Origin of the sequence: Photorhabdus sp. RM96S (genome assembly GCF_042879335.1) — a bacterium.
Lineage (GTDB): Bacteria > Pseudomonadota > Gammaproteobacteria > Enterobacterales > Enterobacteriaceae > Photorhabdus > Photorhabdus kayaii.
On record NZ_JBHFKT010000001.1, the window covers coordinates 81,723 to 107,196 of the forward strand.

Annotated in this window: 27 protein-coding genes; 11 read left to right on the forward strand and 16 right to left on the reverse strand. The window is 42.8% G+C overall.

Going from position 1 to position 25,474, the window contains the following annotated elements:
• Positions 1–44 precede the first annotated feature (44 nt).
• A complete protein-coding gene (ybaK, locus tag ACGF49_RS00400) occupies positions 45–521 on the reverse strand; it encodes a Cys-tRNA(Pro)/Cys-tRNA(Cys) deacylase YbaK (protein WP_387488835.1) in 477 nt (158 codons plus the stop codon).
• A gap of 197 nt (positions 522–718) precedes the next feature.
• On the reverse strand, positions 719–1,531 hold the full coding sequence (locus ACGF49_RS00405) for a TraB/GumN family protein (RefSeq protein ID WP_228901793.1): 813 nt from the start codon (positions 1,529–1,531) through the stop codon (positions 719–721).
• 408 nt (positions 1,532–1,939) lie between these two features.
• Here ACGF49_RS00405 and ACGF49_RS00410 point away from each other — a divergent pair, with 408 nt between their 5' ends.
• On the forward strand, positions 1,940–2,257 hold the full coding sequence (locus tag ACGF49_RS00410; protein ID WP_113040848.1) for a type II toxin-antitoxin system PrlF family antitoxin: 318 nt from the start codon (positions 1,940–1,942) through the stop codon (positions 2,255–2,257).
• Complete coding sequence (locus ACGF49_RS00415; protein ID WP_113040849.1) at positions 2,257–2,706, forward strand: type II toxin-antitoxin system YhaV family toxin; 450 nt, start codon at positions 2,257–2,259, stop codon at positions 2,704–2,706. The genes ACGF49_RS00410 and ACGF49_RS00415 overlap by 1 nt, the downstream gene beginning before the upstream one ends.
• Positions 2,707–2,806: 100 nt before the next feature.
• Here the strand turns inward: ACGF49_RS00415 and copA are convergent, their stop codons facing one another.
• Positions 2,807–5,554, reverse strand: a complete 2,748-nt coding sequence (gene copA, locus ACGF49_RS00420) for a copper-exporting P-type ATPase CopA (protein ID WP_387488839.1) — start codon at positions 5,552–5,554, stop codon at positions 2,807–2,809.
• A gap of 138 nt (positions 5,555–5,692) precedes the next feature.
• Between copA and cueR the strand changes: the two genes are divergently transcribed.
• Positions 5,693–6,094 carry a Cu(I)-responsive transcriptional regulator gene (cueR, locus tag ACGF49_RS00425; protein ID WP_112877971.1) on the forward strand — a complete coding sequence of 134 codons (402 nt, stop codon included), beginning with the start codon at positions 5,693–5,695 and terminating at the stop codon, positions 6,092–6,094.
• On the opposite strand, the gene ACGF49_RS00430 is transcribed toward cueR, so the two are convergent.
• The 5 genes from ACGF49_RS00430 to tesA form a co-directional block, all read right to left on the reverse strand.
• A complete protein-coding gene (locus ACGF49_RS00430; protein WP_113040851.1) occupies positions 6,088–6,543 on the reverse strand; it encodes an NfeD family protein in 456 nt (151 codons plus the stop codon). The two genes, cueR and ACGF49_RS00430, sit on opposite strands and share 7 nt — an antisense overlap.
• A gap of 2 nt (positions 6,544–6,545) precedes the next feature.
• Entirely contained in the window at positions 6,546–7,466 is a 921-nt protein-coding gene (locus ACGF49_RS00435; protein ID WP_387488842.1) for an SPFH domain-containing protein, read from the reverse strand.
• A gap of 24 nt (positions 7,467–7,490) precedes the next feature.
• Entirely contained in the window at positions 7,491–8,348 is an 858-nt protein-coding gene (locus ACGF49_RS00440; RefSeq protein WP_387488845.1) for a co-chaperone YbbN, read from the reverse strand.
• A 68-nt stretch (positions 8,349–8,416) separates the two neighbouring features.
• Positions 8,417–9,202 carry an SDR family oxidoreductase gene (locus ACGF49_RS00445; RefSeq protein ID WP_349010661.1) on the reverse strand — a complete coding sequence of 262 codons (786 nt, stop codon included), beginning with the start codon at positions 9,200–9,202 and terminating at the stop codon, positions 8,417–8,419.
• Between the two features lie 51 nt (positions 9,203–9,253).
• Entirely contained in the window at positions 9,254–9,886 is a 633-nt protein-coding gene (gene tesA / locus ACGF49_RS00450) for a multifunctional acyl-CoA thioesterase I/protease I/lysophospholipase L1 (protein ID WP_387488969.1), read from the reverse strand.
• On the opposite strand from tesA, the gene ybbA reads away from it, so the two are divergent.
• Positions 9,857–10,543, forward strand: a complete 687-nt coding sequence (ybbA, locus tag ACGF49_RS00455; RefSeq protein ID WP_271858924.1) for a putative ABC transporter ATP-binding protein YbbA — start codon at positions 9,857–9,859, stop codon at positions 10,541–10,543. The genes tesA and ybbA overlap by 30 nt on opposite strands.
• Positions 10,540–12,972 (forward strand): putative ABC transporter permease subunit YbbP, encoded by a 2,433-nt coding sequence (ybbP, locus tag ACGF49_RS00460; protein ID WP_387488848.1) that lies wholly within the window; start codon positions 10,540–10,542, stop codon positions 12,970–12,972. Before ybbA ends, ybbP begins: the two co-directional genes overlap by 4 nt.
• A 94-nt stretch (positions 12,973–13,066) precedes the next feature.
• Here ybbP and ACGF49_RS00465 read toward each other — a convergent pair whose 3' ends face one another.
• The gene (locus ACGF49_RS00465) at positions 13,067–14,341 is read right to left on the reverse strand and encodes a CynX/NimT family MFS transporter (RefSeq protein WP_228901775.1); all 1,275 of its coding nucleotides are present in this window, start codon (positions 14,339–14,341) and stop codon (positions 13,067–13,069) included.
• Between the two features lie 55 nt (positions 14,342–14,396).
• Complete coding sequence (locus ACGF49_RS00470) at positions 14,397–15,284, reverse strand: outer membrane protein OmpK (protein WP_387488851.1); 888 nt, start codon at positions 15,282–15,284, stop codon at positions 14,397–14,399.
• Positions 15,285–16,091: 807 nt separating this feature from the next.
• Here ACGF49_RS00470 and ACGF49_RS00475 point away from each other — a divergent pair.
• Together ACGF49_RS00475 and ACGF49_RS00480 are read left to right on the forward strand one after the other, a co-directional pair.
• On the forward strand, positions 16,092–16,268 hold the full coding sequence (locus ACGF49_RS00475; protein ID WP_158536465.1) for a hypothetical protein: 177 nt from the start codon (positions 16,092–16,094) through the stop codon (positions 16,266–16,268).
• A gap of 55 nt (positions 16,269–16,323) precedes the next feature.
• On the forward strand, positions 16,324–16,944 hold the full coding sequence (locus ACGF49_RS00480) for a riboflavin synthase subunit alpha (protein ID WP_113040858.1): 621 nt from the start codon (positions 16,324–16,326) through the stop codon (positions 16,942–16,944).
• Between the two features lie 108 nt (positions 16,945–17,052).
• On the opposite strand, the gene ACGF49_RS00485 is transcribed toward ACGF49_RS00480, so the two are convergent.
• The 5 genes from ACGF49_RS00485 to ppiB all read right to left on the reverse strand — a co-directional run bounded on the left by ACGF49_RS00485 (position 17,053) and on the right by ppiB (position 20,387).
• Entirely contained in the window at positions 17,053–17,223 is a 171-nt protein-coding gene (locus tag ACGF49_RS00485; RefSeq protein ID WP_158536466.1) for a hypothetical protein, read from the reverse strand.
• 175 nt (positions 17,224–17,398) lie between these two features.
• Positions 17,399–18,484, reverse strand: coding sequence for a 5-(carboxyamino)imidazole ribonucleotide synthase (gene purK, locus ACGF49_RS00490; protein ID WP_387488855.1), 1,086 nt, complete (start codon positions 18,482–18,484; stop codon positions 17,399–17,401).
• Complete coding sequence (gene purE, locus ACGF49_RS00495; protein WP_113040860.1) at positions 18,481–19,011, reverse strand: 5-(carboxyamino)imidazole ribonucleotide mutase; 531 nt, start codon at positions 19,009–19,011, stop codon at positions 18,481–18,483. The genes purK and purE overlap by 4 nt, the downstream gene beginning before the upstream one ends.
• Positions 19,012–19,159: 148 nt before the next feature.
• Positions 19,160–19,882 carry a UDP-2,3-diacylglucosamine diphosphatase gene (lpxH, locus tag ACGF49_RS00500; RefSeq protein ID WP_387488857.1) on the reverse strand — a complete coding sequence of 241 codons (723 nt, stop codon included), beginning with the start codon at positions 19,880–19,882 and terminating at the stop codon, positions 19,160–19,162.
• 10 nt (positions 19,883–19,892) lie between these two features.
• The gene (gene ppiB / locus ACGF49_RS00505; protein WP_113040862.1) at positions 19,893–20,387 is read right to left on the reverse strand and encodes a peptidylprolyl isomerase B; all 495 of its coding nucleotides are present in this window, start codon (positions 20,385–20,387) and stop codon (positions 19,893–19,895) included.
• A 267-nt stretch (positions 20,388–20,654) separates the two neighbouring features.
• Between ppiB and cysS the strand changes: the two genes are divergently transcribed.
• The 4 genes from cysS to ACGF49_RS00525 all read left to right on the forward strand — a co-directional run bounded on the left by cysS (position 20,655) and on the right by ACGF49_RS00525 (position 23,104).
• Positions 20,655–22,040: a cysteine--tRNA ligase gene (gene cysS / locus ACGF49_RS00510; RefSeq protein WP_113040863.1), complete on the forward strand. Its 1,386-nt coding sequence runs from the start codon at positions 20,655–20,657 to the stop codon at positions 22,038–22,040.
• A gap of 301 nt (positions 22,041–22,341) precedes the next feature.
• Positions 22,342–22,518 (forward strand): type II toxin-antitoxin system HicA family toxin, encoded by a 177-nt coding sequence (locus ACGF49_RS00515; protein WP_334223573.1) that lies wholly within the window; start codon positions 22,342–22,344, stop codon positions 22,516–22,518.
• The gene (locus tag ACGF49_RS00520; protein WP_113040864.1) at positions 22,515–22,862 is read left to right on the forward strand and encodes a type II toxin-antitoxin system HicB family antitoxin; all 348 of its coding nucleotides are present in this window, start codon (positions 22,515–22,517) and stop codon (positions 22,860–22,862) included. The genes ACGF49_RS00515 and ACGF49_RS00520 overlap by 4 nt, the downstream gene beginning before the upstream one ends.
• A 116-nt stretch (positions 22,863–22,978) precedes the next feature.
• Positions 22,979–23,104, forward strand: a complete 126-nt coding sequence (locus tag ACGF49_RS00525) for a hypothetical protein (protein WP_387488862.1) — start codon at positions 22,979–22,981, stop codon at positions 23,102–23,104.
• An 86-nt stretch (positions 23,105–23,190) separates the two neighbouring features.
• Here ACGF49_RS00525 and ACGF49_RS00530 read toward each other — a convergent pair whose 3' ends face one another.
• Complete coding sequence (locus ACGF49_RS00530) at positions 23,191–24,768, reverse strand: phage tail protein (RefSeq protein WP_387488864.1); 1,578 nt, start codon at positions 24,766–24,768, stop codon at positions 23,191–23,193.
• Between the last annotated feature and the right edge of the window lie 706 nt (positions 24,769–25,474).

Consider the following 25,474-nt stretch of genomic DNA (forward strand, 5'->3'; position numbering starts at 1 on the left):
AATCGAAAGGGCTGCAATTTTGGCCGCCCTTTTGGGGTAATAATTTAAGTTTTTGCAATATCAGCGAAATTGCCTCTCAGTAATCTACAGAGATCAGACGACGCCAATTCAATATCTACCCCTCGTTTACCACCCGAGACAAATATAGTTGGGAACTGTTGCGCTTGGTTATCAATAACTGTTGGCAAGTGTTTTTTCTGTCCTAGCGGACTGATCCCGCCGACGAGATACCCTGTCACTTTCTGGGCGATTTGGGGATCAGCCATTTCTGCTTTTTTGACTTTAAAAACTTTGGCGACCTTTTTTAAGTCCAGCTCACTTGAAACGGGGGTGACGGCTACCACCAAATTTTTAGCCTCACCATTAAGTGCAACCAGCAAGGTCTTGAATACTTGCTTGGCATTGAGTCTTAATTTCCTCACTGCTTCATCACCAAAGTTATGCTCATTTTTGTCGTGCTCATAGGTATGAAGAGAGAAGCTAACTTTCTGTTTTTCTAACAAAATGATCGCAGGTGTCATAATTTCATTACATAGGGTAATTTTATAATTAAGGATAACGGATGAAATGGAATGATGGAATTGATAATCTGACTATGGCTCTGTTGCTTGTATACAAACAGGTAATATCCCGCACTTAATAAGAACAACGAAAATGACAGATTATTCCTCATATGATTGGCCAATATTATAGCAATGTATGTAATATTGGCCTTTTTTTAATCCTGTTCTTCTGTCAGCATCTGAGGCAAATTCCCTTCACCATACAGATGCAAAGCACCAACAGCGACAAGATATCGACCGGTAGGTAATTTCCGTAAACGCTTATTCCATCGTTTATTACGTTCAGTCATCAATAGTTGGTATATCTCTTTACTAAAAGTTGTTGGTAAAGCATGCTCTTGCTGTTCAGGTTGATAGTCCATCCACCAACTGATCATGGTTTGTAAAGCGCGGGCATTTGCGTGCCAATGGGTTAATGTATCTTCCAGTAGTGGCAGGCCGTTATTGGGAATTTGATTAAGTAAATTAATTTGTGATTCAGTACCTTCTAGTTCAATAACCGTTTTCCCTTGCGCTTTGGCTGAATTCAGTAGCTGATAATCGATACCGTAGTGGGGATGCAATCCAAGGTTTTGTGCTTGTCCTGCTTGTAAAATTAAAGCGATTTGCCATGAGGGTAATAAATTGAGGAATTCTTCCTGCTGTTGGATTTCATTGCAGCAGTCTTGAAAATTCTGGTACATCTCAGAAGATAAACGTTGTTCGATGCGGTGATATGATTGAAATTCATCATGAAATGGGGAATCTGCCTGAATAATATCTGCTTCCACGATTAATGTATCGGATAGATTAAGTTGTTCTATCAATATTTCCGAAAGTGGGAACATATTTTTCGTACCCATGTGAATACTGCCTACCAGGTGCAAATGTCTATCACCTGCCAGTGTAATATCGTGAGCGGGATAGGGATAACGGTGGGAAGACTTTATTCCCAATATATTGGTAAGGTGTTTAATCAGTCGTCCCATTTGTGTTCCGGTTTAGCATTTATATTTTTAAGGTGATTATCAATATTATAGCTGTACTTCCGCTGTATCTTTATTTATTTCCATTGAATGTTTCTTTTTATTAGTATCAGTATACAAGGAGATTTTTCCTGTTCCTTCCATTTATCTTACTAGCCTTTTAGCACCTATCACAGTCTCTTGGGTATATACCCTATGGATTTCAAGATGCATCGCGGCGGCAAGGGAGCGAATCCCCGGGAGCATAGATAACTATGTGACCGGGGTGAGTGAGTGCAGCCAACAAAGAGGCAACTTGAAAGATGACGGGTATAGAGAGTCAGTAGATTGATATTCACCGTTACTAGGTTATCTTGACGATGTAAGGAATATTCCTTACACTTTGATTGAAGTAATAATTGGAGATTTGTTATGACATCTATCTATGAACTTGCAACATTGACTTCCAAAGGCCAGATAACGATACCTAGGTCTATCCGTCAGGCATTAGGTGTTGATACAGGTAGTAAGCTGGCCTTTGAGTTGCGTGATGGTGAGGTAGTCGTGACTCGTGTAGGGATTGAGCATGAAGATCCTGTCATTGGGGCATTCCTTGAGCTATTGTCTGCGGATATTCAGGCTGGGCATCATGTGAGTGGTTTACCTAAGGAACTGGAAGAGGCTATGCAGTACAATGCTGGTCACGCTATCGATCTGAATGAGAATATTGACGGAGATGTGGTGATTTGATGCAGCGACATGGATGGACACTGTTGTATCACTCATGTGTGATACAACAGCTTCGGAAGCTGCATGATGCAGTAAAAAGGGCCGAGAAGAGTGATCTTCACGGGTTTGAGAGCAATCCGAATGTCAAGCTGTTTCGGGCGTTGAGCAAATTGATTCTAGATGTGGTGCCAAGTGATCCTTCCCGGAACGAGTATCGGCAAGGTAATACCTTAGGGGCCGCCTATCGCCACTGGCGGCGAGCTAAAATTGGTCGAAGGTTCCGCTTGTTCTTCCGTTATGATTCCAGAGCTAGGATCATTGTGTATGCCTGGATCAACGATGAGGAGACCTTGCGTTCGGAAGGTAGTAAGTCCGATCCCTATACAGTCTTTGAGAAGATGTTGGGACGAGGAAATCCGCCCGATGGCTGGGCTGCATTAATCGCAGCCAGTCAGCAGAGGTGGTTATAACTGAAGTAATTTGTCCACAAATTGGCGAGGGGTGATAGGGTAAAAGTGTAAAGAGTGCAGGGATGACAAATTTTTACAATTTACCCCAATATCACTAAATCTAACTCATTTTCGTGGTTTTAGGTTTAAACCTCAATAAGCGGTTAGCATTACTCACCACCGTAATTGAAGACAGCGCCATTGCCGCACCTGCGACTACCGGATCTAACAGGGTTCCAGTAAAGGGATAGAGCACACCAGCGGCAATGGGAATCCCCAATGTGTTGTAGATAAATGCGCCTAATAGGTTTTGTTTCATATTGCGCAGAGTGCCTTTGGATAGCTCAACCGCATCAGCCACACCATGTAGACTATGACGCATTAGCGTTATTGCGGCAGTTTCAATGGCGATATCGCTACCACCTCCCATTGCAATCCCCACATCAGCCTGCGCTAGGGCAGGAGCATCGTTAATGCCATCCCCCACCATAGCAACCTTGCGACCTGCTGCTTGCAATTTCTGGATAGCTTCAGCTTTGCCATCAGGTAATACACCCGCAATCACTTGATCAATACCCGCTTCTTTTGCAATCGCATTGGCAGTCACCGGATTATCACCGGTTAGCATCACTAAACGGTAGCCTTGGTGATGTAATCGTTGCAATGCAGTCATGGTATCTTCACGCAGTGGATCGCGAATTGATAGCACTGCCGCCGCTTTACCTCCTGCTGCCAGAAGAACCGGTGTGATGCTTTGTTCTGCCTGTTGAGCAATCAGCGGTTTTAATTCTTGCGTATCGACTTGATTTTGTTCTAGCCAGGCTTGATTACCTAGCAACAAGGTTGTGCCATTGACTTCACCACTGATACCCAGCCCAGCCAGAGTGCGGAATTGTTCAACTTGCGGTAATTCCAGCCCTTCGGCTTTAGCAAGAATGGCTTTGGCTAATGGATGGTTAGAACCTTTTTCCAGTGCACCCGCCCAACGCAATACCTCTTGTTCACTGTACCCATTAAAGGTATGTATATCAGTCAATTGAGGCATACCTTCCGTCAGCGTACCGGTTTTATCGAAAACAATGGTATCCAATGTGCTAGCTTGTTGCAGTGCATCGGCATCCCGAACCAGTACCCCGAATTCTGCTGCTCGGCCGACACCAGAGATAATTGACATCGGGGTCGCCAGCCCAAGGGCACAGGGGCAGGCAATAATCAACACAGTGGTAATAATGACCAATGAATACATCATCTGTGGTGCTGGCCCAACGAAATACCAAATAGCACCGGCAATCAGGGCAATTGCGACAACAACGGGAACAAACACGGAGGAAATTTTATCTGCTAACTGACCAATTTCTGGCTTACTGCTTTGTGCCTGACGGACCAGTTTAATAATTCGAGCTAATGTTGTCTGGCTGCCAACCGCGGCGGCAGTAAACAGTACTGTACCGTCTTGCACCGTCGTACCGGCATGAATGTTATCGCCTTTGGTTTTTTGCTGTGGAATCGGCTCACCGGTGAGCATTGCCTCATCTATCCAAACCTCACCTTGAATGATTTCACCATCAACGGGAACGCGATCACCGGTTGTCAGACGTAACGTCATGCCGGGTTTGACGTCAGCCAATCGCATCTCTTTTTCGCCATCTCCTGTCACCACACGGGCAGTCGGTGGTGTCAGATCCAGCAGACGCTCCAGTGCTTTTGAAGAACGCTGACGGGCACGTTGTTCCAGAGCATGCCCCAAGTTTATCAGACCGATAATCATCGCGCTGGCTTCATAATAGAGATGACGAGCTTGTGGTGGAAAAATATCTGGCCATAGGTTGACACTGATGGAGTAAAGCCAGGCTGCGCCAGTTCCCAATGCCACTAATGTATCCATTGTCGCACTGCCGTTTTTCAGGCTTTGCCACGCATTGCGATAGAAGTGACCACCGGCAAAAATCATCACGGCAAGCGTGATAACGCCGATAGTCAGCCAGATATGATGGTTTTCAGGTGTGAGCATCATATTATCGCCCATCATGCCCCATACCATCACGGGAATACCGACGACTAAGGCTAATGCTGACTGCCAACGAAAACGGCGCATATTAGCATCAGAAACTTGTTGCTGGCGTTCACGCCGTTCAGTTTCGTCCTGAATCAGTTCTGCGCCATACCCGGCTTTTTCTACTGCTTTAATCAGTGCCTCCGCTGAGGCACTACCGGTAATTAAAGCACTGCGTTCAGCAAGATTCACTCTGGCATTTTCCACGCCATCAACGCCTTGTAATGCTTTCTGAACTTTATTCACACAGCTAGCGCAAGTCATGCCATCCAACAGCAACTGGATGCTCTCATCGCTATCATTCACAACGGATACGTCAGTTTTTTCGACCGGAACAGAGGAGGTTGCCGCTGCCAAAGGTTCCGGTCTGTTTGAAGCAGGTAATGTCAGCGGCTCAGATTTTGGGGAGTTTTGACCAGAAGCGAGTTTTGCTTGATAACCCGCCTGCTCAACAGCGGCAATTAAGGTATCGGCATCGGCTTTACCGTAAACTTTAGCTGTTTCGGTATTCACCTCTGCGGCGATAACACCATCTACGGCTTCCAACGCTTTACGAGTCGTACCGGCACAATGCATGCAACTCAGGCCAGAGAGTGTCAATTCAACATCAGGTTGGCTGGCGATTATCGCATCGTAACCTGCTGCTTGAATTGTTTCGATTAATGATTCAGCAGAGGCTGTACCGATGATTTTGGCATAATCAATCGTGATATCCGCCTGTTCCACATCTGTACGATTTGCTAGTGCCTTTTTCACATTGTTAACACAGTGCATACAGGAGAGTCCCTGCAAGGTTAAAATAGTTGTGTGTGACATAAAAAAACTCCTAACACATAGTGATGTAATTATTCTTCACACCTGTGTGATAATTGATGATATCTACACAGTTCAAGTGAATTTCTGACTTGTTGCGAAGGTTAAACCTTCCCTCAAGGGTAAGGTCAAGGGGAAAAAATGAACATTAGTGAGATTGCCCAAAAAACCGGTCTTACCAGTAAAGCGATCCGGTTTTATGAAGAAAAGGATCTGATCACGCCGCCGGAAAGGGGGGATAACGGCTACCGTTATTATCAGCAGAAACATATTGATGAACTAACGCTGTTGCGTCAGGCAAAACAGGTAGGTTTTACACTTGATGAATGCCGTGAGTTTTTAGTGTTATTTCGCAACCCCAATCGTCATAGTGCTGATGTAAAAGCGGCAACATTGCATAAAGTGGCTGAAATAGAAAAAGCGATTGAAGAGTTGCAGAAAATAAGAAGTAAATTGTTATCTTTGGCGGAAGAGTGCCCTGGAGATGACGGGGCTGCATGCCCCATCATAGATCATTTATCGGGTTGTTGCTCTCATCACTGAGAACTGACCGGTTTTACTTTCAGGGTAATGCCATCAACAGCGATCACTTCTACTTCGGTATGGGCTGGTAGTTCACTATCACAGTGAACTCGCCAGCTTCCATCCGCCAGTTTGACCCGGCTGTAACCATTTTCAGTATCTGAAGTCAGTTTGGCTCGGATACCGATGAGCTGGTGGTCTTTCTGGTTCAGGGTATCGCCGCCTTTTGATGGGCGGCGACGTAACCAGTAGCGCCAGAGCATTGCAGAAAGCAGCGTCAGAGTGGCAAACAAAATGCCTTGCCATTCCCAATCTATTCCTGGTAGCAGCCAGGTGACAAACGCAACAACGATAGCGGCTATACCCGTCCATAATAGATAGCCGCCAGTTCCCAGAAGCTCTGCAATTAACAGTAAGCCGCCAAAAGAGAACCAGAGCCAAGGGGTTTGCGCCGCAATCTGTGCAATCATGGTTATTTACCTTTTTTGCTTTCGCCAATCAGTTCAGTAATACCGCCAATCGCACCCATTAGATTGCTCGCTTCCAGAGGCATCATAATGACTTTGCTGTTACTGGAAGCGCCAATACTGGTCAGTGCATCCGTATATTTCTGGGCAACAAAGTAGTTAATTGCTTGCATGTTACCGTCAGAGATCGCATCGGACACCATTTTAGTTGCGCGAGCTTCCGCTTCGGCGGCACGTTCACGTGCTTCTGCCTGGAGAAATGCCGATTGACGTTCCCCTTCTGCTTTCAGAATTTGAGACTGTTTTTCTCCTTCTGCTTTCAGAATAGCCGCCTGACGGATACCTTCTGCTTCCAGAATATCAGCACGTTTTGTACGTTCTGCTTTCATCTGGGCGTTCATGGCAGAGATCAACTCTTTTGGTGGACGCACATCACGGATTTCAATACGGGTAATTTTCACTCCCCACGGGTTAGTGGCTTCATCAACAATATGTAATAGACGACTGTTGATAGAATCACGCTGCGACAGCATTTCATCCAATTCCATTGAACCCAAGACGGTACGGAAGTTGGTCATTGTCAGATTGATAATGGATAGTTCAAGGTTGCTGACTTCATAAGCAGCCCGAACAGGATCGACAACCTGAATAAAGCAGACTGCATCAATAGTAACATTGGCGTTATCGCGGGAAATCACTTCCTGTGAAGGAATATCCAACACTTGTTCCATCATGTTAATTTTACGGCCAATGCGATCGATAAAAGGGAAGATAATATGCAAACCCGGTAATAAAGTTCGGGTATAACGGCCGAAACGTTCTACCGTCCATTGATAGCCTTGTGGCACTGTTTTTACGCAAGTAAAGACAATAACCACCGCAATAAATATCAAAATGGGTACGGCACCAAAAGCGAATAAATCCATAGCAATTCCTTACAATTAAATAAATCAGTAAAGCAGCGAGTAAACCTGGCGACGGTATTTCGAAGCCAAGGTATTACCGGTCCCCATTGCAGACATAATATCCATCATTGTCTTCCGTACCGCGCCGTTGGCAGCAGAAAGGTCCTTTTTCAGGAAGCTGAGTAATAATTCCAGAGCTTCTTCATTACGGCTGACTTCGTGCAGTTTCAGCGCGAGCTTAACAGCCAGCTCTGCATTTTCCGGTTGAATGGCGAATTCTTGCTGCAATTGTTGGATCTCTGGTGTATCCGCCGCTTGCTTTTGTAACTCAATTTGAGCCAGTAAACTGTGATAATGAGTGTCTTGATCCTGTAATGGAATAAGACTCAGAATTTCCTGGGCTTCTTCTATATTATTGAGCATAATTTGCACTTTGGTCAACATAAGTGCAATTGCACTGTTTTTGGGCGCTAATTGCCAGGCTTCTTTCAATAACGGTAGTGCTTCCTGATGTTTTCCTTCGGCGATAAGTTCCTCTGCTTGGGCGGCTTTCAACTCTTCCGGTTTCGGTAATACACGAGCAAGCATCTCTCTAATCACGTTTTCAGGTTGTGGCCCTTGAAAACCGTCTACGGGTTGACCTTGTTGCATAATATAAACTGTAGGAATGGAGCGTAAGCCAAACTGTGCAGCGACCATTTGCTCTTTATCACAATCTACTTTTGCCAATATGAATTGATTTGCGTATTCGGCTGCCAGTTTATCCAGTGTTACGCCTAATTCTTGGCAATGTGAGCTACGTTCAGACCAAAAATAAAATAAAACAGGCACAGTCATAGACTGCTCAACGGTTTGATGTAGGTTACTTTCGTTAACATTAATTCCAGTAGAGGTTGGTAACATATAATTAGTCTCTTAAATTTGATTATTGCAGGGTATAATTAAATAGATTGAGGTTATTTTATTAACTTTCAAGTTGTACCATTCTGTTTACTCAGTATTTTATCCATTACTCTTCCTGGCAAAATCCGGCGCATAATAGTGACTGCGTGGGTTATCCAAGTCACTGGATAACGTAATTTAGGGTTAGGACTTTCCAAAGCATGAATCAGTTTGCGCACAACAGCTTCGGGGGTTAGGGCAAAATGGCGGGCGATCCTGGGGTTTCTGACCGGCTTATCGCTTTGCGTTTGATTCACGTTTTCTGTAAAACGTGTTTTTATCGGACCAGGGACAATTAGACAAGCTTTAATTCCTGTTCCGGCTAATTCCATTCTTAAGGCATCTGACCATGCTTCCAAGGCATATTTACTGGCAGAGTAAGCACCGCGGCCTGGGGTTGAAATCAGTCCCATAACTGAACTGGTTTGGATAATACGGCCCTCACCATGAAGTTGCATTGCTGGAAGTAATAAGCAGGTAAGTTGATGTGTACCAAATAGATTGGTGGAGAATTGCCGTTCCAGTTGTTCACGACTGATAGTATTAAGCGGGCCATAAATACCAAAGCCGCCGTTATTAAACAGTCCGTAAAGACGGCCATTAGTTAGCCTGATGACCTCGGCGGCGGCGCGTTCCACACTCATTTTATCATCAAGATCCAATTCGATAGGTTCCAGTCCTAATTCGCGCATATGCTGTAAATCTGCGGGTTTCCGGCAAGCTGCTAATACTCTGTAGCCCCGTTGATGTAGTGTTTTGGCCGCCACCAGACCAATTCCACTGGAACAGCCTGTGATAAGAACTGACTTTTGCATAACTTTAACCTGTTTATAGACATCAATTTGTTGAAACTAATAGTTTACTATTCAAGAATAATTAAGATGTGCTGATAGTGTGTCAGACATCCAGTCGGCGATAAATGGTTGAGCTGCCAGATTGGGATGTAATCCGTCTTGTTGCACCCACTCTGGTTTAATAGCGACTTGTTCCATATAAAACGGGAGCAGAGGGATTTGATTGTGTTCTGCCAGTTTGGGGTAAATCTTGGCAAAAGATTCGGTATAACGGCGCCCATAATTTGGTGGCAGACGGATCTGCATCAATAAAGGCTGAATATTGGCTTGTTTCACTAAGGTAATGATCTGTTGCAGATCTTGTTCTGTTTGTTGTGGGGGAAAACCGCGTAGTCCATCGTTGGCACCCAGTTCTATCAGTACCCAACGGGGTTTATGTTGTTTAAGTAATTCAGGTAGCCGCTCAAGGCCCTGAGCGGTGGTATTACCGCTGATGCTGCCGTTGATGACCGTGATTTTATTGCCAGATTTCTGCCACTTTTTTTCCATTAAAGCAGGCCATGACTGTTCAATAGGCAAATGGTAACCGGCACTAAGGCTATCACCGAGAATCAGAAGGGTATCAGCCGCAGTCGCTCTGGCGCTAAATAGCACCATCAGTAAAAGGAAAAGTAAATGGTAACGGGGAATATTCTTGAAGTTCAGCATCTCAGTAAGCACGTTGGTCAGGGGGAACATAAGATCACTATATTGCAGGGAGTTGGGTTGGTTGTCGAGTCGGCACAGACTATCGCTTTGGTGGGAGAATCGGGTTCGGGTAAATCCACATTGCTTGGCATTATTGCTGGGTTAGATGATGGCAGTGACGGTGAGGTTCGGCTGCTAGGGCATAATTTAAGCCAGATGAATGAGGAGCAGCGAGCGCAACTCCGGGCTAAAAGTGTTGGTTTTGTCTTTCAGTCATTTATGTTAATTCCGACGTTAAACGCATTAGAGAATGTCCAGCTTCCTGCTTTATTACGTGGTGAGTCTGAAAATAGTAGCAGGAAACAGGCGGCTGAATTGCTTGAACAACTGGGATTGGGGAAGCGTTTGAAACATATGCCGGCACAACTTTCTGGCGGTGAACAACAGAGGGTGGCATTGGCACGGGCATTCAGCAGCCAACCCAAAATTCTGTTTGCTGATGAGCCAACAGGTAATCTGGATCGGCAAACGGGTGATCGTATTGCTGATTTACTGTTTTCTCTGAATCGTGATTATGCCACAACATTAATTTTGGTCACTCATGACAGCCAGCTTGCGGCCCGCTGTCAACGTTGCTTGCGGTTGGTTGATGGAAAATTGAGGGAAGAGAGATGATTTGGCGTTGGTTTTGGCGCGAGTGGCGCACACCTTCTTTATTGATTGTCTGGTTATCTCTTACCTTGGCGGTAGCTTGTGTATTGGCCTTGGGCAGGATCAGTGATCGCATTGATCAAAGTGTTCATTACCAGAGTCGGGATTTTCTGGCGGGTGATTTAGTCCTGCGTGCTGCTTATCCGGTAGATGAAGAATGGTTACAGCAGGCGAAAAAACGGGGATTAAAATTAAGTCGCCAGCTCTCTTTCACCACAATGACTTATGCCGGGGACATTCCTCAACTTGCGAATGTAAAAGCCGCGGACAGTCATTACCCGTTATATGGTGAACTGGAAACCCACCCACCGGGTTTGAAAGCGGAAAAAGGCACGGTGCTGGTCGCGCCTCGTTTGCTTGAACTATTGAAAATCAAAGTTGGCGATAATCTCGATGTGGGTGATACCACGCTTAAGGTGAGCGGAGAATTAATTCAGGAACCGGACAGTGGTTTCAATCCCTTTCAGATTGCACCAAGGATTTTGATCAATCTTGATGATGCGCAATCTACCGGGGCGATTCAGCCGGGTAGCCGTCTGACTTATCGTTATATGTTTTCGGGTGATAAAGAAGCGGTTTATCAGTATCAGCAGCTCATTGATCCCCAACTTAAAGCTGATCAGCGCTGGTATACCTTGAAACAAGATAGTGGAGCGCTCGCAAAATCTATTGAAAGGGCACAGCAATTCTTGTTGTTATCGGCTTTGCTAACGTTATTACTCGCTGTCGCCGCGGTAGCAGTATCAATGACTCACTATTGCCGTAGCCGCCATGATTTGATTGCGGTGCTTAAAACACTGGGTGCGGGGCGTTGGGCGTTGCGTAAATGGGTGATTGGTCAATGGTTGGTGATATTGATTGCGGCGGCGCTGGTGGGGACGCTTCTGGGATTGATGTTTGAATATCTGCTCGTGCAGATTTTGGCGCCTATGTTGCCGAAGACCTTACCTGTAGCAGGATTCTGGCCGTGGATATGGGCGTTAGGCGCGTTATCTGTTATCGCCTTACTGGTGGGAATACGTCCGTACAAGCAGTTAATGGCAACCCAACCATCACGGGTGCTGCGTGATGATATTATCGCGCCTATCTGGCCGTTGCGTTATTACTTGCCGTTGGCGGTATTGGTGGTCATTAGTGGGCTGAGTCTGTTAGTTGGCACCAAGCCCATGTTATGGGCGTTACTTGCAGGCATGATGATGGTTGCGCTATTACTAGCCGTGTTTGGTTGGGGAGGATTGTGGTTACTACGTCATTTGAAACTCCGCCAACTCAGTTTTCGTCTGGCGGTTAATCGACTACTGCGGCAGCCGTTTCAAACAGTAGCTCAATTGGCGGCTTTCTCTTTATCATTTATGTTATTTGCTTTGTTGCTGGTGGTCCGAGGAGACTTGCTTGACCGTTGGCAGCACCAATTGCCATCGGACAGCCCAAACTATTTTCTGATTAATATGACTGGACAGCAAATTCCACAAGTAGAACATTTGCTGGCTCAGTATCAGGTTAAACCTACGGCATTCTATCCAGTGGTATTGGCTCGCTTGACGGAAATCAATGGTCAGTCAGCCATCGCGTGGGCAGAGGCCAAGGAATCGGATAGCAACACGGTGCAGCGGGAATTGAACCTGACATGGAAAGAGGAGTTACCTCCGTTTAATACCTTGGTTGCAGGCTACTGGCCGCCAAAGGCGGATGAGGTTTCCATTGAGCAGGGTCTTGCTGAGCGTTTGGCAATCAAAATCGGCGATAAGCTAACATTTAGTGGTGATACGCAGCAATTCAGTGCCATAGTTAGCAGTATTCGACTGGTGGATTGGGAAAGTTTACGGCCAAATTTCTTGTTTATTTTCCCGAAACAAGCATTAGAGAATCAGCAGCAAACCTGGTTGACCAGTTTCCATTATGAGGGAGAGGGTCGCCTTCTGACGGATCTTAATCGTCAGTTTCCAACCTTGAGCCTACTTGATACCGGCGTGATGATTAAGCAAATTCAGGGTATTTTGCAGCAGGTCAGTAAGGCATTAGAGGTCATGGTTGGGTTGGTCATGGTTTGTGGCGCATTATTGCTATTGGCACAGGTTCAGGTAGGGATGCGTCAACGGCAACTTGAACTCGTGGTTTACCGCACCTTGGGAGCCAGTAAACAGTTACTGCGTCGTACGCTTTGGTATGAATTTGCTTTGCTTGGATTAATGGCGGGTTTTACTGCGGCACTTGGCGCTGAAGTTGCGCTTTGGTTATTGCAGACCAAGGTATTTGATTTTCCGTGGCAACCAGAATGGCAAATGTGGCTGTTATTACCAATAATCAGCAGCTTGTTACTTTCATTGTGTGGGAGTTGGTTAGGGCTTCGGTTATTACAGGGTACGGGATTATACCGGCGGGTTCAGGGGTAAAAGAGCGATATTTGCAGACATTCAGGGAATGGGTAAGCTCGTTGAGATGTGGAGAACCTATTCCCTGGCTTATTGGTTGGTTTTATTTTTGCATTCAGTTGAGCAATGTATTGTCATCAGAACATTTCTTCACGATTTGTGAAGGTGGTTGCATCATGAATGTGACAATCAAAATAGTGAGTACCGGTATGGTGATAATGAGAAATGCCGGTGTAAAACTACCTGAATAATCCTTAATTGCGCCCACCATAAAAGGGGCGATACAGGCGGTAGTAGAGATCAAATTCATCACCGAGAACAGTTCCAGATAAGGCGTGCGCCCAAAATAATTGAACAGCAATATACTGGATGCCAGAAAAGTCATGCCATAACCGATGCCAATACACAACGTGAACAGGATTAAAAATGTCCATGAGGTGGTGGCACTGAGTGCGATAAGACCACAGATAATTATCGACAGACTGCCGATAAGCATTTTTTTGGGATCGAACCATTCACCAACCGCGCCTCCTGCGAATCGTGAGAATGCGTTGATAAAAGCCAAAATACTGAGCGAGGAAGCAGCAACAGATTCGCTGAATCCGTTTTCAGTAATATGGGCGACCGCAAAACTATTAACGGTTATCCCACACAGTAAAAAAGCAGTATAAGCGGCAGCAATGGCATAAAATTGCCAGGTGTGCAGTGCTTGCCGGACATTCCATATTTCCTTGGTGCGATAGATATTGGAGGGGAGCTGGTCTTGTTGATTTTTGCTAATTCTTTCAGCGTGGGCGTTTTCCTTTTTACCTTCTCGCATAAATAAAATGGTTAATAAGCTGATCAAGGTGAGTGATATCCCGGAAATTGCCCAGTGCATACGCCAGTTTTCCCAAAATACTGTTGCCAGGAAATAGATCCACGGACCGACCACGCCCCCTAATCCACCGATGGTGAAATAGATACCGAAAGCTAATGACTGTTTTTTAAAAAGTCGGCTAATGACATAAGTGCCGGGAACCGTCGCCATAAGACTAAAGCCGATCCCTAATAGTGTTGTACCGGTAAAATAGGCCGCGATACTGTGGGTGTTATAGAGGATGTAAAAACTGGTGATAAAGGTGAGCGTACCAATCATCAAAGTGGCGCGGACGCCTGTACGACGGATAAACATCGCTGGAAGGTAACTGGACAGCCCACATGATAGGCCAAGTAAGGTGAACCCCAGACCGGCATCCGTCCAACTCCAGTGTAATTCCTTGATCATGCTAGGTAATACAACGCCTAGCGAAGTAAATGTGGTTGCGGTGACCAGAAAGTAAATCAAACCTAAAAGTATCAGTAGGAGCCACTGATAAGTACGTCCGAACTGGTCATGTTGAATGGGCATTTTGACTCCATCAGGATAAAGGCCATCAGAAAATTTCTAATATTTTATTCCGATATCAGAAAAAACTATATCGAATAAAGATCCCATAGTTAAATTGATACGTTCGATAATAAGGGGTATCTCTTATTTTGTATTTATTTTTTATGGGGTTCAGAACAATGCCGGTCCATAAATGACCGGGTTGATGACCAAGGAGTTTTCCTAAATCGTAATGTAACTCTGGTTTGAAATCGATAGTTTCAGATTGCCCATGTAAACCTAAGGTATAGTCAAAAGTCCCGACAACCCGGAAATCCCCTAAGCTATTATTGAAGGGAATGCCGTAATCGATATGAATTCGCTGATCATTCCAGCTTCCTTTGGCATTATTCTCAAAATAAAAAATTGTACGTAGCCAGCCAATCCAGCTAGCTTGCCAGTCAATACTGATACCGGGGAAATAGTCGTAATCTATCCCCTTAGTTTTGGCAATCCATTGAGCGAACAGAATATCTTTTACCGGTCCAAAAGAGATGTCATTACCAGTGACTTTACTCAAGCTCACTCTGGGGACAAATTTATAATAGTAGGTGCTTTTATCACCTTGGTAATCACCTTGCAGTGAATTTTGCCAAATACTATAGACATACATATCGCCGACACTGTAGTCGCCGAAAGCCTCTAAAATCGGTGAAATGGTTTTTCTAGGATCGACTCGATTTTCAAATTGCATATAAAGGCTGGTATCAATCGATTGAAAATTAACAAAATGACTGGCCTGAGCTTGATTGATTGCCGGTAGCAATAATAGTATTGCAGGTAATCCGCTTTTCTTTAATCTGGTGTTGATCCAATACCAAGCTGTTGTTTGATAAATAGCGCAAGAAGATGGAAACGAGGACCATAAGGCGGAAAAAAACTGTAGGCGGTTTTTAGTATCGTGGGCTTTCCAGGTAAATAACACGAGGGTTTCCCTTTTCGTATGTTGTCAGACTCATTAATGGTAATAACATTGATCTAATGGAGAGGTTTTGTCAAAGGGATATTTGGTTTTGTTGATGAATGTTGAATAGTATAGAAAAATAAGATTATTCTAACATTAGTGATTTTTCAGTGTTAGTAATATATTGATTATTTAATTAGCGATAGGTTTTTTATTCAACTTGGTGTTGATAGTTGGGGGGTATTGTTAATTAATGTTTTTATGAAAATATTTGTGTAATTATATTTTAGTTAACTTAAATCTATAATTTATTTCCCTTAATTAATCTGAGTTTTTAATGAGAAATAGCCATGATAAATAAAAATAATAAATTGGGTCTGTTTTTTTATCATCAAAATAATTTGTGAATTTAAATAATTATTGCTTTGGTTTTAAAACATGGATGAAAGTATTTTTCATGAAATAAAAACATAATAAATGTTTAAAATGATAGCTGGTTTTATTTTTGTGTAATAAAAAAGAGATTGTAAATGAAATATTGTGAATTATAATTCTTTGGCTGGTGGTTTTATTATGATATGCTTTTAATTAAATGATAAATATTCAAGGTAAAGTGTTTCCATAAGTTAGAAAAATAATTTTCGACTCTATTTTTGCTCATGTTTGATAATTATCAATTTAATAGTAAAAAATCATCCATTCCACAAAAAGCTTGATATAATTAAAAACAATAGGGTAAAGTAGTTTATTGGCTTTTAAATGTGTTATTAAAATTTTGATTTAAATCAATTACATAAAAGATATTTTGTAAATATGGGGTAGGAAAATATGGTTAATAGAGCTAATAAAATTTTATTAGATATATTCGTATATACCCTATGGATTTCAAGATGCATCGCGACGGCAAAGGAGCGAATCCCCGGGAGCATAGATAACTATGTGACCGGGGTGAGTGAGTGCAGCCAACAAAGTGACAACTTGAAAGATAACGGGTATAAACCATAAATTCTCTTAATGTAACAAGGGCATTTCCACTTAATATAAATAAAAGAGGGTGATTATGTATACTGGAATTGTACAAGGAAAAGAAAGTGTATTATCTCTTGATAAAAAAGACGGGTTTAGTACATTAACCGTCAGTAATAATAACCATTTCTTTGATGATGTTTCTGTGGGGGCCAGTGTTGCGATTAATGGTACTTGCCTGACTGTCACTCAATTTAAGAACGATATCGTCTGGTTTGATATATCAGATTTTACGGCTGATGTGACCACATTAAAATTTTTAAATGTGGGGGATGAAGTTAATATTGAAAGATCACATCAAATGAATAAAGAGAATGGTGGTCATAGCTTATATGGGCATATTGAAGGTGTGGCAGAAGTCGTTGATTTTATTAAAACTGGTGAAACTTATCGATTAGTGATTAATATTCCTGGCGATAATGTCAGATATTTTTTCCATAAAGGTTTTATTGGGTTACATGGTTGTAGCTTGACAATAAATGGTATAAATGAAGAAGACAAAACCATAGAGTTGAATTTAATTCCAGAAACGTTAAGGGCTACCAATCTTAGTAATATTAAAGTTGGTGACTTACTTAATTATGAAATAGATCAAACAACGAGAACGATTGTAGACACGATATCCAGATCGATGAATGCTAATAGAACAATATGATAATTGAAGTAATATAAATAAGCTAGGATGAGTTGAAGTGTGAAGCGGTAAGTTACTTTACTTCCGCTTCCACAATTAATCCCAGGCCATTAAATGACAAATTTTTGATTATTTTGATAGATGTTTGTCATCTATTATTTTGTCCCAAAGTTCATCTACGGTATTTACACTTGTATCACCACCATGTTCCAGTTCATGGATCGCTGCCTGCGTTGTAGCATTAGGAACATGGTGTTTTTTTGTTGCTCTAGTTAATACCAGACGGACAAAACTAGACATATCCAAACTATTATCCCGGGCGGCTTGTGCTTCAGTTCTTCAGAAACACGAACTTTCAATATAGTCGTATTCATATGTGCCTCTCTGTCTCTTACTATGTATCCTTTCTGTAAGACTATTGTGGACACGAATCAAGACAACAAGTTCAATAAACAAATAATTCTAGTGTTAGACGTTAGTTAATTAATTTTTCCTGTGCCCATTCAAGGCCACTCTGATATTCAGGGGGCAGCATGGGAACAAGTTTCTGCAATGTATCTTTTAATTCATTTTTATCAAAGTGAGAAAGATTAAGATGACCGACTTTACGTGCAGGACGGACTTCTTTCTCATACCAATGTAAATGTACCAATGGCAAGTTGAGCCATTGGGTGTTGATATCTGTGCCAATCAAATTGATCATAACTGACGGCGCAGTCACTGCTGGTCGAGGCATGGGCAAATCCAGAATAGCACGGAGATGTAATTCAAACTGGCTGATAGATGCGCCGTTCTGAGTCCAATGACCGCTGTTGTGAACGCGTGGTGCGAGTTCGTTGATCAATAAATTATCACCGACAATAAAACATTCCATCGCCATCACGCCGATATATTTCAGCTCGTGCATAATAGCTGACAACATACTCTCAGCCTGTTGTTGTAAATGATAATGCTGTAAATGGTCATTTTCCTGAGGAGAGACAATACTGGCACGGAGAATGCCATCTTGATGCAAATTGTGCGTTAAGGGATAGAACACACAATCGCCATTTTTATTGCGGGCACCGACCAGTGAAACTTCGCCAGAGAAAGGAATGGCTTGTTCAGCAATACACTCACCATAAATATCGGCGGGTAATTCTGTTTCATCGCCGGAACGAATACGCCATTGCCCTCGGCCATCATAACCACCCATGCGGCGCTTAACGATAACGAAATTACCGAGTTCAGAGAATAATTGCGGCCATTGGTTGGTCTCAGAGAGTAATTGCCACGGAGCCGTTGCCAGACCAAGGCTATCCATTAACTGTTTTTGCGGCAGACGGTCAGCCAGACGGGGAAAGATATCTCGATTAGCGAAAGCCTTATGGCGGGCAAGTTCCTGAGTAAGCGCTGTTTCCGGCCAGCGCTCAATTTCAGCGGTAATAACGCTATTCTGATAAGGAACCGCTTCGGGTTCTGCATCGAGGCCAACAGGATAAACCGTGATACCTAAAGGCTCACCAGCTTGACGTAACATGCGGCCGAGCTGACCGTTGCCTAATACACAAACTGGCTTCATGCTTCCTCCCGCGGATCGGGATTATTGAGTACATCCTGAGTTTGTGTTTCACGCCAATGGCTAAGGCGTTTCAGTAAATCTTTATCATGACGCGCCAGAATCTGTGCGGCCAGTAGGGCTGCGTTTGCCGCGCCAGCTTTTCCAATCGCAAGCGTGCCAACAGGAATCCCTTTTGGCATCTGTACGATAGAGTAGAGGCTATCTACCCCATTCAGTGTAGCGCTTTGTACGGGTACGCCGAGAACCGGTACCAGCGTTTTGGCTGCCAGCATGCCGGGTAAATGAGCAGCGCCACCGGCACCAGCGATAATGATATCAAAACCATTTTGCTCAGCTTGCTCGGCAAAACTGAATAGTTTATCGGGTGTACGATGAGCAGAAACAATTTCAACATGAAAAGGTACATTAAGAGAAGTGAGAATATCAGCCGCGTGCTGCATAGTCGTCCAATCGCTTTTAGAACCCATGACAATGGCGATTTTGGCATTGTGTTGAGTTGTTCTTGCTAAATCAGGCTGGGCAGTCATAAATCAAATGCTCCTGTGTTTTAACGTCCACCAGAATGAAAATAACGTTTTAAGGCCGCGGATCATATCATGCTCACAAGCTAAGGAAAACGATTGCGTTACTTTATACTTTTGTTGTGACACCTGTATATCGGGTGTTCCCGGTTAATCAGAATGGGAAAGAGATAAGATCGATTGATTTATCCGTTATTTTGAACATCGATCCCTGATGATGCCATGCGCCAAGTACACCACGGTAGAGGGTTTTATCATGCAGAGAAACTTCATGTACAAAAGGGCGGTGGGTGTGTCCGTGAATCATCCAGTCAGCTTGGTACCGCTCAAAAGTGTCAATAACAGCTTGCTGGTTTACATCCATAATGGCTTCGGATTTTCTGCTGTTGACCGATTGGCTGTTTGCTCGCATTTTTACGGCAATTTTTTGACGGATAGACAGAGGTAGCAGTAGAAACAGACGTTGGACCCACGGGGTATGAACCCGCTTACGATATCGTTGATAACCTTCGTCATCAGTACACAAGGTATCGCCGTGTAGAATAAGCACTCGCTTACCGTACAGTTCCAGTACTTTTTCCTGTGGGAGCAAGATAATGCCACTCTCTTTAGCAAAGCGTGAACCGATCAGAAAGTCACGGTTGCCATGAATAAAGTAACAGGTAACACCTTGTTGTTGCACAGTTTTTAGTGCGCTAGCGATTTCATGGTGGAGAGGGTTGTTGTTATCATCGCCAATCCAGTAATCGAACAGATCGCCGAGAATATAGAGGCTATCTGCCTGAATGGCATCCTCACGCAAGAAACGTAGAAAACCGGCAGTGATTGCCGGTTCATGTTCGTTGAGATGTAAATCCGCAATAAAAAGTGTGCACATATTCAGTGAGTTATTCGCTGACAGTCACTTTTTCGATGATAACATCTTCGAGTGGTACATCTTGGTGCATACCGCTGCGACCGGTAGAAACGCTTTTGATTTTATCAACAACATCCATACCTTCGACCACTTCGGCAAAGACGCAGTAACCCCAGCCATCAGGGCGCTCAGAGCGGAAGTTCAGGAAATCATTATCAACAACGTTAATGAAGAACTGCGCAGTTGCTGAGTGTGGATCGTTAGTACGGGCCATTGCCAAAGTACCACGGTTATTTTTCAGACCGTTATTGGCTTCGTTTTTGATAGCTGCATCAGTCGGCTTTTGTTTCATGCCAGGTTCAAATCCACCACCCTGAATCATGAAACCGTTAATAACACGGTGGAAAATAGTATTATCGTAGAAGCTATTGCGGCAGTAGTTCAAGAAATTCTCAACAGTTACAGGAGCTTTATCAGCGAAAGTATTAATTACAATATCGCCAAAATTGGTATGGAAAGTCACCATAATTGAAATCCTAATAATAGTTTTGATTAACCCGGTTAGGGCATTTGGACCAGGCGGCTTTTATATCACATCTACCATAATGAGTCAGTACCTATTAGTTTCAGTAGACTATATTGATCGCTAACCTTGCAAAGCGCTTAATATCAGGTTTCAATATCCTATTGGATTATGCCATATCGAGCATTTATTGATGAGATAAGGACATAAATCCAGGATTATCAATTCGTTATTTTTAACACACGTACAGTGAATTTACGGAAAATCTCGATGCTAAAAATTTTCAATACCCTCAGCCGTCAGAAAGAAGAATTTAAACCAATTCATCCAGGGAAAGTAGGGATGTACGTGTGTGGTATCACGATTTATGACCTGTGCCATATTGGTCATGGCAGAACCTTTGTCTCTTTTGATGTGGTTGCTCGTTATCTGCGCTATCTGGGATACGATTTAACTTATGTCCGTAATGTGACCGATGTTGATGACAAAATCATCAAACGGGCGGCAGAAAACAGTGAAAGTTGTGATGATTTGACCGGCCGTATGTTGGCAGAAATGTATAAAGATTTTGATGCGCTGAATATCTTACGCCCTGATCTGGAACCTCGTGCGACCCGGCATATCCCGGAGATTATTGCGCTGACTGAATCGTTGATCAAACGTGATCATGCTTATGTCGCAGATAATGGCGATGTCATGTTTTCCGTCGAGAGTGATCAGGATTACGGATTGCTTTCCCGCCAAGATCTCAGCCAGTTACAAGCAGGGGCGCGAGTGGAAGTGGCTGATGTTAAGCGTAACCCGATGGATTTCGTATTGTGGAAAATGTCCAAGCCTGGGGAACCAAGTTGGGAATCGCCGTGGGGAGCGGGTCGTCCGGGTTGGCATATTGAATGTTCTGCCATGAACAGTAAACAGTTAGGTAATCATTTTGATATTCATGGTGGTGGTGCTGATCTGATGTTTCCGCATCATGAAAATGAAATTGCGCAATCTACTTGTGCCCATGATGGCCCGTATGTGAATTACTGGATGCATTCAGGGATGGTGATGGTGGATAAAGAGAAGATGTCCAAATCGCTGAACAACTTCTTTACTATCCGTGACGTATTGGCATATTACGATGCAGAGACAGTGCGTTATTTCTTGTTGTCAGGCCATTACCGCAGTCAACTTAACTATACAGAAGATAACCTAAAGCAGGCCCGTACCGCACTTGAACGATTTTATACAGCTCTGCGAGGTACAGATGCTTCTGTACAGCCGGCTGGTGGTGAAGTATTTGAGGCGCGTTTCATTGACGCAATGAATGATGATTTCAATACGCCAGAGGCTTATTCGGTACTGTTTGATATGGCACGTGAAATCAACCGCCTGAAATCAGAAGATATGGACGCAGCGAATGGTTTAGCGGCTGAATTACGCAAGTTGGCGGGTATCTTAGGTTTGTTGCAACAACAGCCGGAACAATTCCTGCACCGTGGTGTTCAGGCTGACGATGAAGAAATTGCTAAAATTGAAGCACTGATTAAGCAGCGCAATGATGCCCGTAAAAATAAAGATTGGCCGCTGGCAGATTCTGCTCGTAATCAGTTAAATGAGATGGGTATTGAACTGGAAGATGGTCCGCAAGGGACAAGCTGGCGTCGTAAGTAAACCTGATAGAGTACAACTGCCTTGATAATTAAAGCTCCCTTTTGGGGAACTTCAGATTGATGACAAAGGTCTAGCCATCGCAAGCCTTTGATCAACAGAATCCCACTTTTTAAGTGGGATTCGTCAGCAATCTGAAGGGCACTAACGTCCTTTTTTGTTGCACAAGAAACTTGACTTATTTAATGATGTAACCATTGTTAGTTACATCATTAAAAGAAAGGACGAATACATGAGCAAAGCGGAGAAACTGATAGAAAAGTTTCTTAATAGCCAAAAAACTTTTGAATGGTCTTAACTTGTTGTGTTGTTAAGCTTATTAAACTATGAGAAACAAGAAAAGCAAGGTTCAAGGGTACGATTCTTCAATGAATCATTGAATCACACAATTTTAATGTACCGCCCTCATCCTGAAAATTACATTAAAGGTGGTACACTAAAAGCCGTGAAACAGACTTTAAAAGAAGTGGGGTTGATATGAAATATTTAAAATATAAAGGTTATTTAGGTACAATTGAATTTGACCTGGAAAATAATACTCTTTTTGGTAAATTGGAATATATCCGCGATTTAGTGACTTATGAAGCAAAAACAATTGCAGAATTGGAAAATGAATTTAAAATCTCAGTTGATTTGTATTTGCAAGACTGCAAGGAATTAAATAAAAATCCTGATGTGCCATATAAAGGGGTTTTTAATGTTAGAGTTAATCCAGAATTGCATAGAAAAATTGCAGAACTAGCACTTGAAGAAGATGTGACGATTAATGCTTTCGTGAATCAAGCGTTAGAAAATGAAGTCAGTAAACATCATGTAGGGCCTTAATAGCCCCATCGGATTAATGACAAAAGTCTAACCATCGGGGTCCGGTCTTCTTCTAATAGAGGCGCTGGAAAATCGATACCTCGATATACTATACTCTATGGATTTCAAGATGCATCGTGGCGGCAAGGGAGCGAATCCCCGGGAGCATAGATAACTATGTGACCGGGGTGAGTGAGTGCAGCCAACAAAGAGGCAACTTGAAAGATGACGGGTATAAAAGACCCCACACTACAACAATATGATTGACATCAACAGAACCCCACTTTTTAAATGGGGTTCGTCAGCAATTTTGGACTCCCTTTTAGGGAGCCTGATCCTGATTACATTATTATGACTTCTCAAGTAGTTGCACACGAATATTAATTACTCTTCCGTCTGGAATATCGCATGGCTCAGCATCATGGTAATAAACGATTTCTCCTGTGGCCGTTACGCTTTTGACACGCTTATTTTGAGCAAATTCCGGCGCGTCTTTATTTTGACGATGGTAACATTCGATGGTTATATCGCCGCTGGATGTATCTACCGATTCACGCACCCAAATAAGATTTAACCCGTTGCTGTCTGCCGGAATAATAGTCCCGCCGTGAATTCCCCATGCGCCATCTTTGGCAAAACCGTTGCAACCGCTGATTCGATATATCCCTGTATCTATACGCTTAACCGTCACTCCCTCAGCTTCGCTGGTTAACTCGTAAGTTCCGTCTGGATGAATATCGACAACTGGGCTGGATACTCTGAGAATGCCGTTAGTGTCGGAGCGAGCGTTTTTATCTGTCAAAAGTCGGCTAACTTTTGTATTTCCGCCCCCATCATTTCCATGGATAAAGCTAATACCTGCATGGTCATAATGCGCGACAAATCCCGCCCATGTGTCATACATTCTTGTTACATAGCCGCATGACCACGGATATCCAATACCACCATGATTCTCTCCAAATCTAAGTGCATGACCGCCCAGCGGTAATGATCTTATCCATGCGGTAAAATCACTTATATTCGCTGGATTAATATGTTTTGCTTGGATAAATTCAGATCCCTCGGATTTTGCATATGCTCCGATATCTGCCGGCGTCGGTTTATTTTTTGTTGTATAAATATCAGTCCAATCTTCCTCAAAACCATAATTATCACGGGCAGAGCGATAAGCAATTCCCCGGTTTTTGTACAGCACTTTCAACTGAAAAGCTGGGCAGCTTCCAATGCCATTATTGAAATGAGCAATATGCGAAGAATCTATTCCAGGATTCAGCAAATCATATAATCCTGTGTTTGCGTTCCAGGGGATTGGATTATTAACAGTGTATCTTTCTGTTAATCCGAGCTTAAATGCCCCAACATCCCCGGCATTCAGACTGATATCCCCGGTTAACGCTTTCCCATTAATTTTTCTACTATTCGGTACCGCATTTTTAGCTAAATTGGCGGTTTCTGCTAAGCCGAGATTTTTCACAAACGCATTTTTATCAGGAATGTCTGCGCCATTTTGGTTTTTTGCTAATCTGTTGTTAGCATTATCATTTACATCAGAAACAAGTTTTTGAGTGATCGCAAGTGAATTACTGTTGCCTGTTTTATCTGTGAGTTGAACAATTCCTTTCTGAGTTAGTGAAGCACTTGGAATTTCTGTCGCGATCTTTTTTTCTAAGGCTTTATTTAACTGAGTAGTGAGTTTGACTATATCCCCATCATCCAGAACATCATCGCCATATTGTGTCGCGATAAAATTAGCTATTGTAGACGATATTGCTGAAGATTGACGTAATACCTTATTGAGTAAATGAGTGGTAATATTCTCTGGTGGAAATCCAGTCTTTAAAGCCGAGCTTGTTTCATACCCTTCTTGGCTGACTACGTTAGCATTATTACTAATAGAAAAAGCTTTAAAATCATTCTTGGGACTCATATACTTTCCTCAAATTAAATAATACTATTTTATAATTAACATATTGAATTATTGTAAAAACGATTCCTACCAACTCATGCCGATCATAGTCTAGTAAGGAACGAGAATAATGGAATATTTTTATATCTTATGAGGTTAACTATTTTTGTATAATTGGCGGAAATAAAAAATTAAACATTTTATAGCTGGAAATATATCAAAGCTACTTGTATTTAATGTGTGAAATTTATACTTATATTTTTTCCTGCGGTAGCTGTCAGGCGTATGGTATATTTTTTTATTTTTAGCGATTGGGAAAATTGCTCAAAACGGATTGAGTTCTATTAATTTATTTACTATTTCACGTGGTCATTTAGTAATAGAAAACATATTGCATTTATTCGGAATAATATGTTTTCTATATCATGATACTCTGTTTTATGCCTATTTCTATAACTTCATATTACCAAGAATTAGAGTTACAGTAATAATGGATAATAACGTTGTCCATGTAATAATAGATGCCATTGCCTCATGATTACCACCCATTTGTTTAGCTAATATATACCGAATGAACTTCAAGATGCTTGAGTCGTCAGATATAAAAACATTTAAATTCAACAACATAATCGTTTTTCAAACATGCACTTTGAAGTATCTTGAGTATATATACCCGTTATCTTTCAAGTTTCCTCTTTGTTGGCTGCACTCGCTCACCCCGGTCACA

Excerpts from the sequence above, each read along its gene's own strand:
- cueR (WP_112877971.1), top strand. The coding sequence starts at position 5,693 with ATGAACATTAGTGAGATTGCCCAAAAAACCGGTCTTACCAGTAAAGCG.
- ybbP (WP_387488848.1), top strand. The coding sequence starts at position 10,540 with ATGATTTGGCGTTGGTTTTGGCGCGAGTGGCGCACACCTTCTTTATTG.
- ppiB (WP_113040862.1), bottom strand. The coding sequence starts at position 20,387 with ATGGTGACTTTCCATACCAATTTTGGCGATATTGTAATTAATACTTTC.
- ACGF49_RS00435 (WP_387488842.1), bottom strand. The coding sequence starts at position 7,466 with ATGGATTTATTCGCTTTTGGTGCCGTACCCATTTTGATATTTATTGCG.
- ybbA (WP_271858924.1), top strand. The coding sequence starts at position 9,857 with ATGGTAACGGGGAATATTCTTGAAGTTCAGCATCTCAGTAAGCACGTT.
- ACGF49_RS00530 (WP_387488864.1), bottom strand. The coding sequence starts at position 24,768 with ATGAGTCCCAAGAATGATTTTAAAGCTTTTTCTATTAGTAATAATGCT.
- copA (WP_387488839.1), bottom strand. The coding sequence starts at position 5,554 with ATGTCACACACAACTATTTTAACCTTGCAGGGACTCTCCTGTATGCAC.
- ybaK (WP_387488835.1), bottom strand. The coding sequence starts at position 521 with ATGACACCTGCGATCATTTTGTTAGAAAAACAGAAAGTTAGCTTCTCT.
- ACGF49_RS00440 (WP_387488845.1), bottom strand. The coding sequence starts at position 8,348 with ATGTTACCAACCTCTACTGGAATTAATGTTAACGAAAGTAACCTACAT.
- ACGF49_RS00445 (WP_349010661.1), bottom strand. The coding sequence starts at position 9,202 with ATGCAAAAGTCAGTTCTTATCACAGGCTGTTCCAGTGGAATTGGTCTG.
- ACGF49_RS00430 (WP_113040851.1), bottom strand. The coding sequence starts at position 6,543 with ATGATTGCACAGATTGCGGCGCAAACCCCTTGGCTCTGGTTCTCTTTT.
- purE (WP_113040860.1), bottom strand. The coding sequence starts at position 19,011 with ATGACTGCCCAGCCTGATTTAGCAAGAACAACTCAACACAATGCCAAA.
- ACGF49_RS00415 (WP_113040849.1), top strand. The coding sequence starts at position 2,257 with ATGCAGCGACATGGATGGACACTGTTGTATCACTCATGTGTGATACAA.
- ACGF49_RS00480 (WP_113040858.1), top strand. The coding sequence starts at position 16,324 with ATGTATACTGGAATTGTACAAGGAAAAGAAAGTGTATTATCTCTTGAT.
- ACGF49_RS00520 (WP_113040864.1), top strand. The coding sequence starts at position 22,515 with ATGAAATATTTAAAATATAAAGGTTATTTAGGTACAATTGAATTTGAC.
- ACGF49_RS00465 (WP_228901775.1), bottom strand. The coding sequence starts at position 14,341 with ATGCCCATTCAACATGACCAGTTCGGACGTACTTATCAGTGGCTCCTA.
- purK (WP_387488855.1), bottom strand. The coding sequence starts at position 18,484 with ATGAAGCCAGTTTGTGTATTAGGCAACGGTCAGCTCGGCCGCATGTTA.
- ACGF49_RS00485 (WP_158536466.1), bottom strand. The coding sequence starts at position 17,223 with ATGTCTAGTTTTGTCCGTCTGGTATTAACTAGAGCAACAAAAAAACAC.
- cysS (WP_113040863.1), top strand. The coding sequence starts at position 20,655 with ATGCTAAAAATTTTCAATACCCTCAGCCGTCAGAAAGAAGAATTTAAA.
- lpxH (WP_387488857.1), bottom strand. The coding sequence starts at position 19,882 with ATGTGCACACTTTTTATTGCGGATTTACATCTCAACGAACATGAACCG.
- ACGF49_RS00410 (WP_113040848.1), top strand. The coding sequence starts at position 1,940 with ATGACATCTATCTATGAACTTGCAACATTGACTTCCAAAGGCCAGATA.
- ACGF49_RS00405 (WP_228901793.1), bottom strand. The coding sequence starts at position 1,531 with ATGGGACGACTGATTAAACACCTTACCAATATATTGGGAATAAAGTCT.
- ACGF49_RS00475 (WP_158536465.1), top strand. The coding sequence starts at position 16,092 with ATGGTTAATAGAGCTAATAAAATTTTATTAGATATATTCGTATATACC.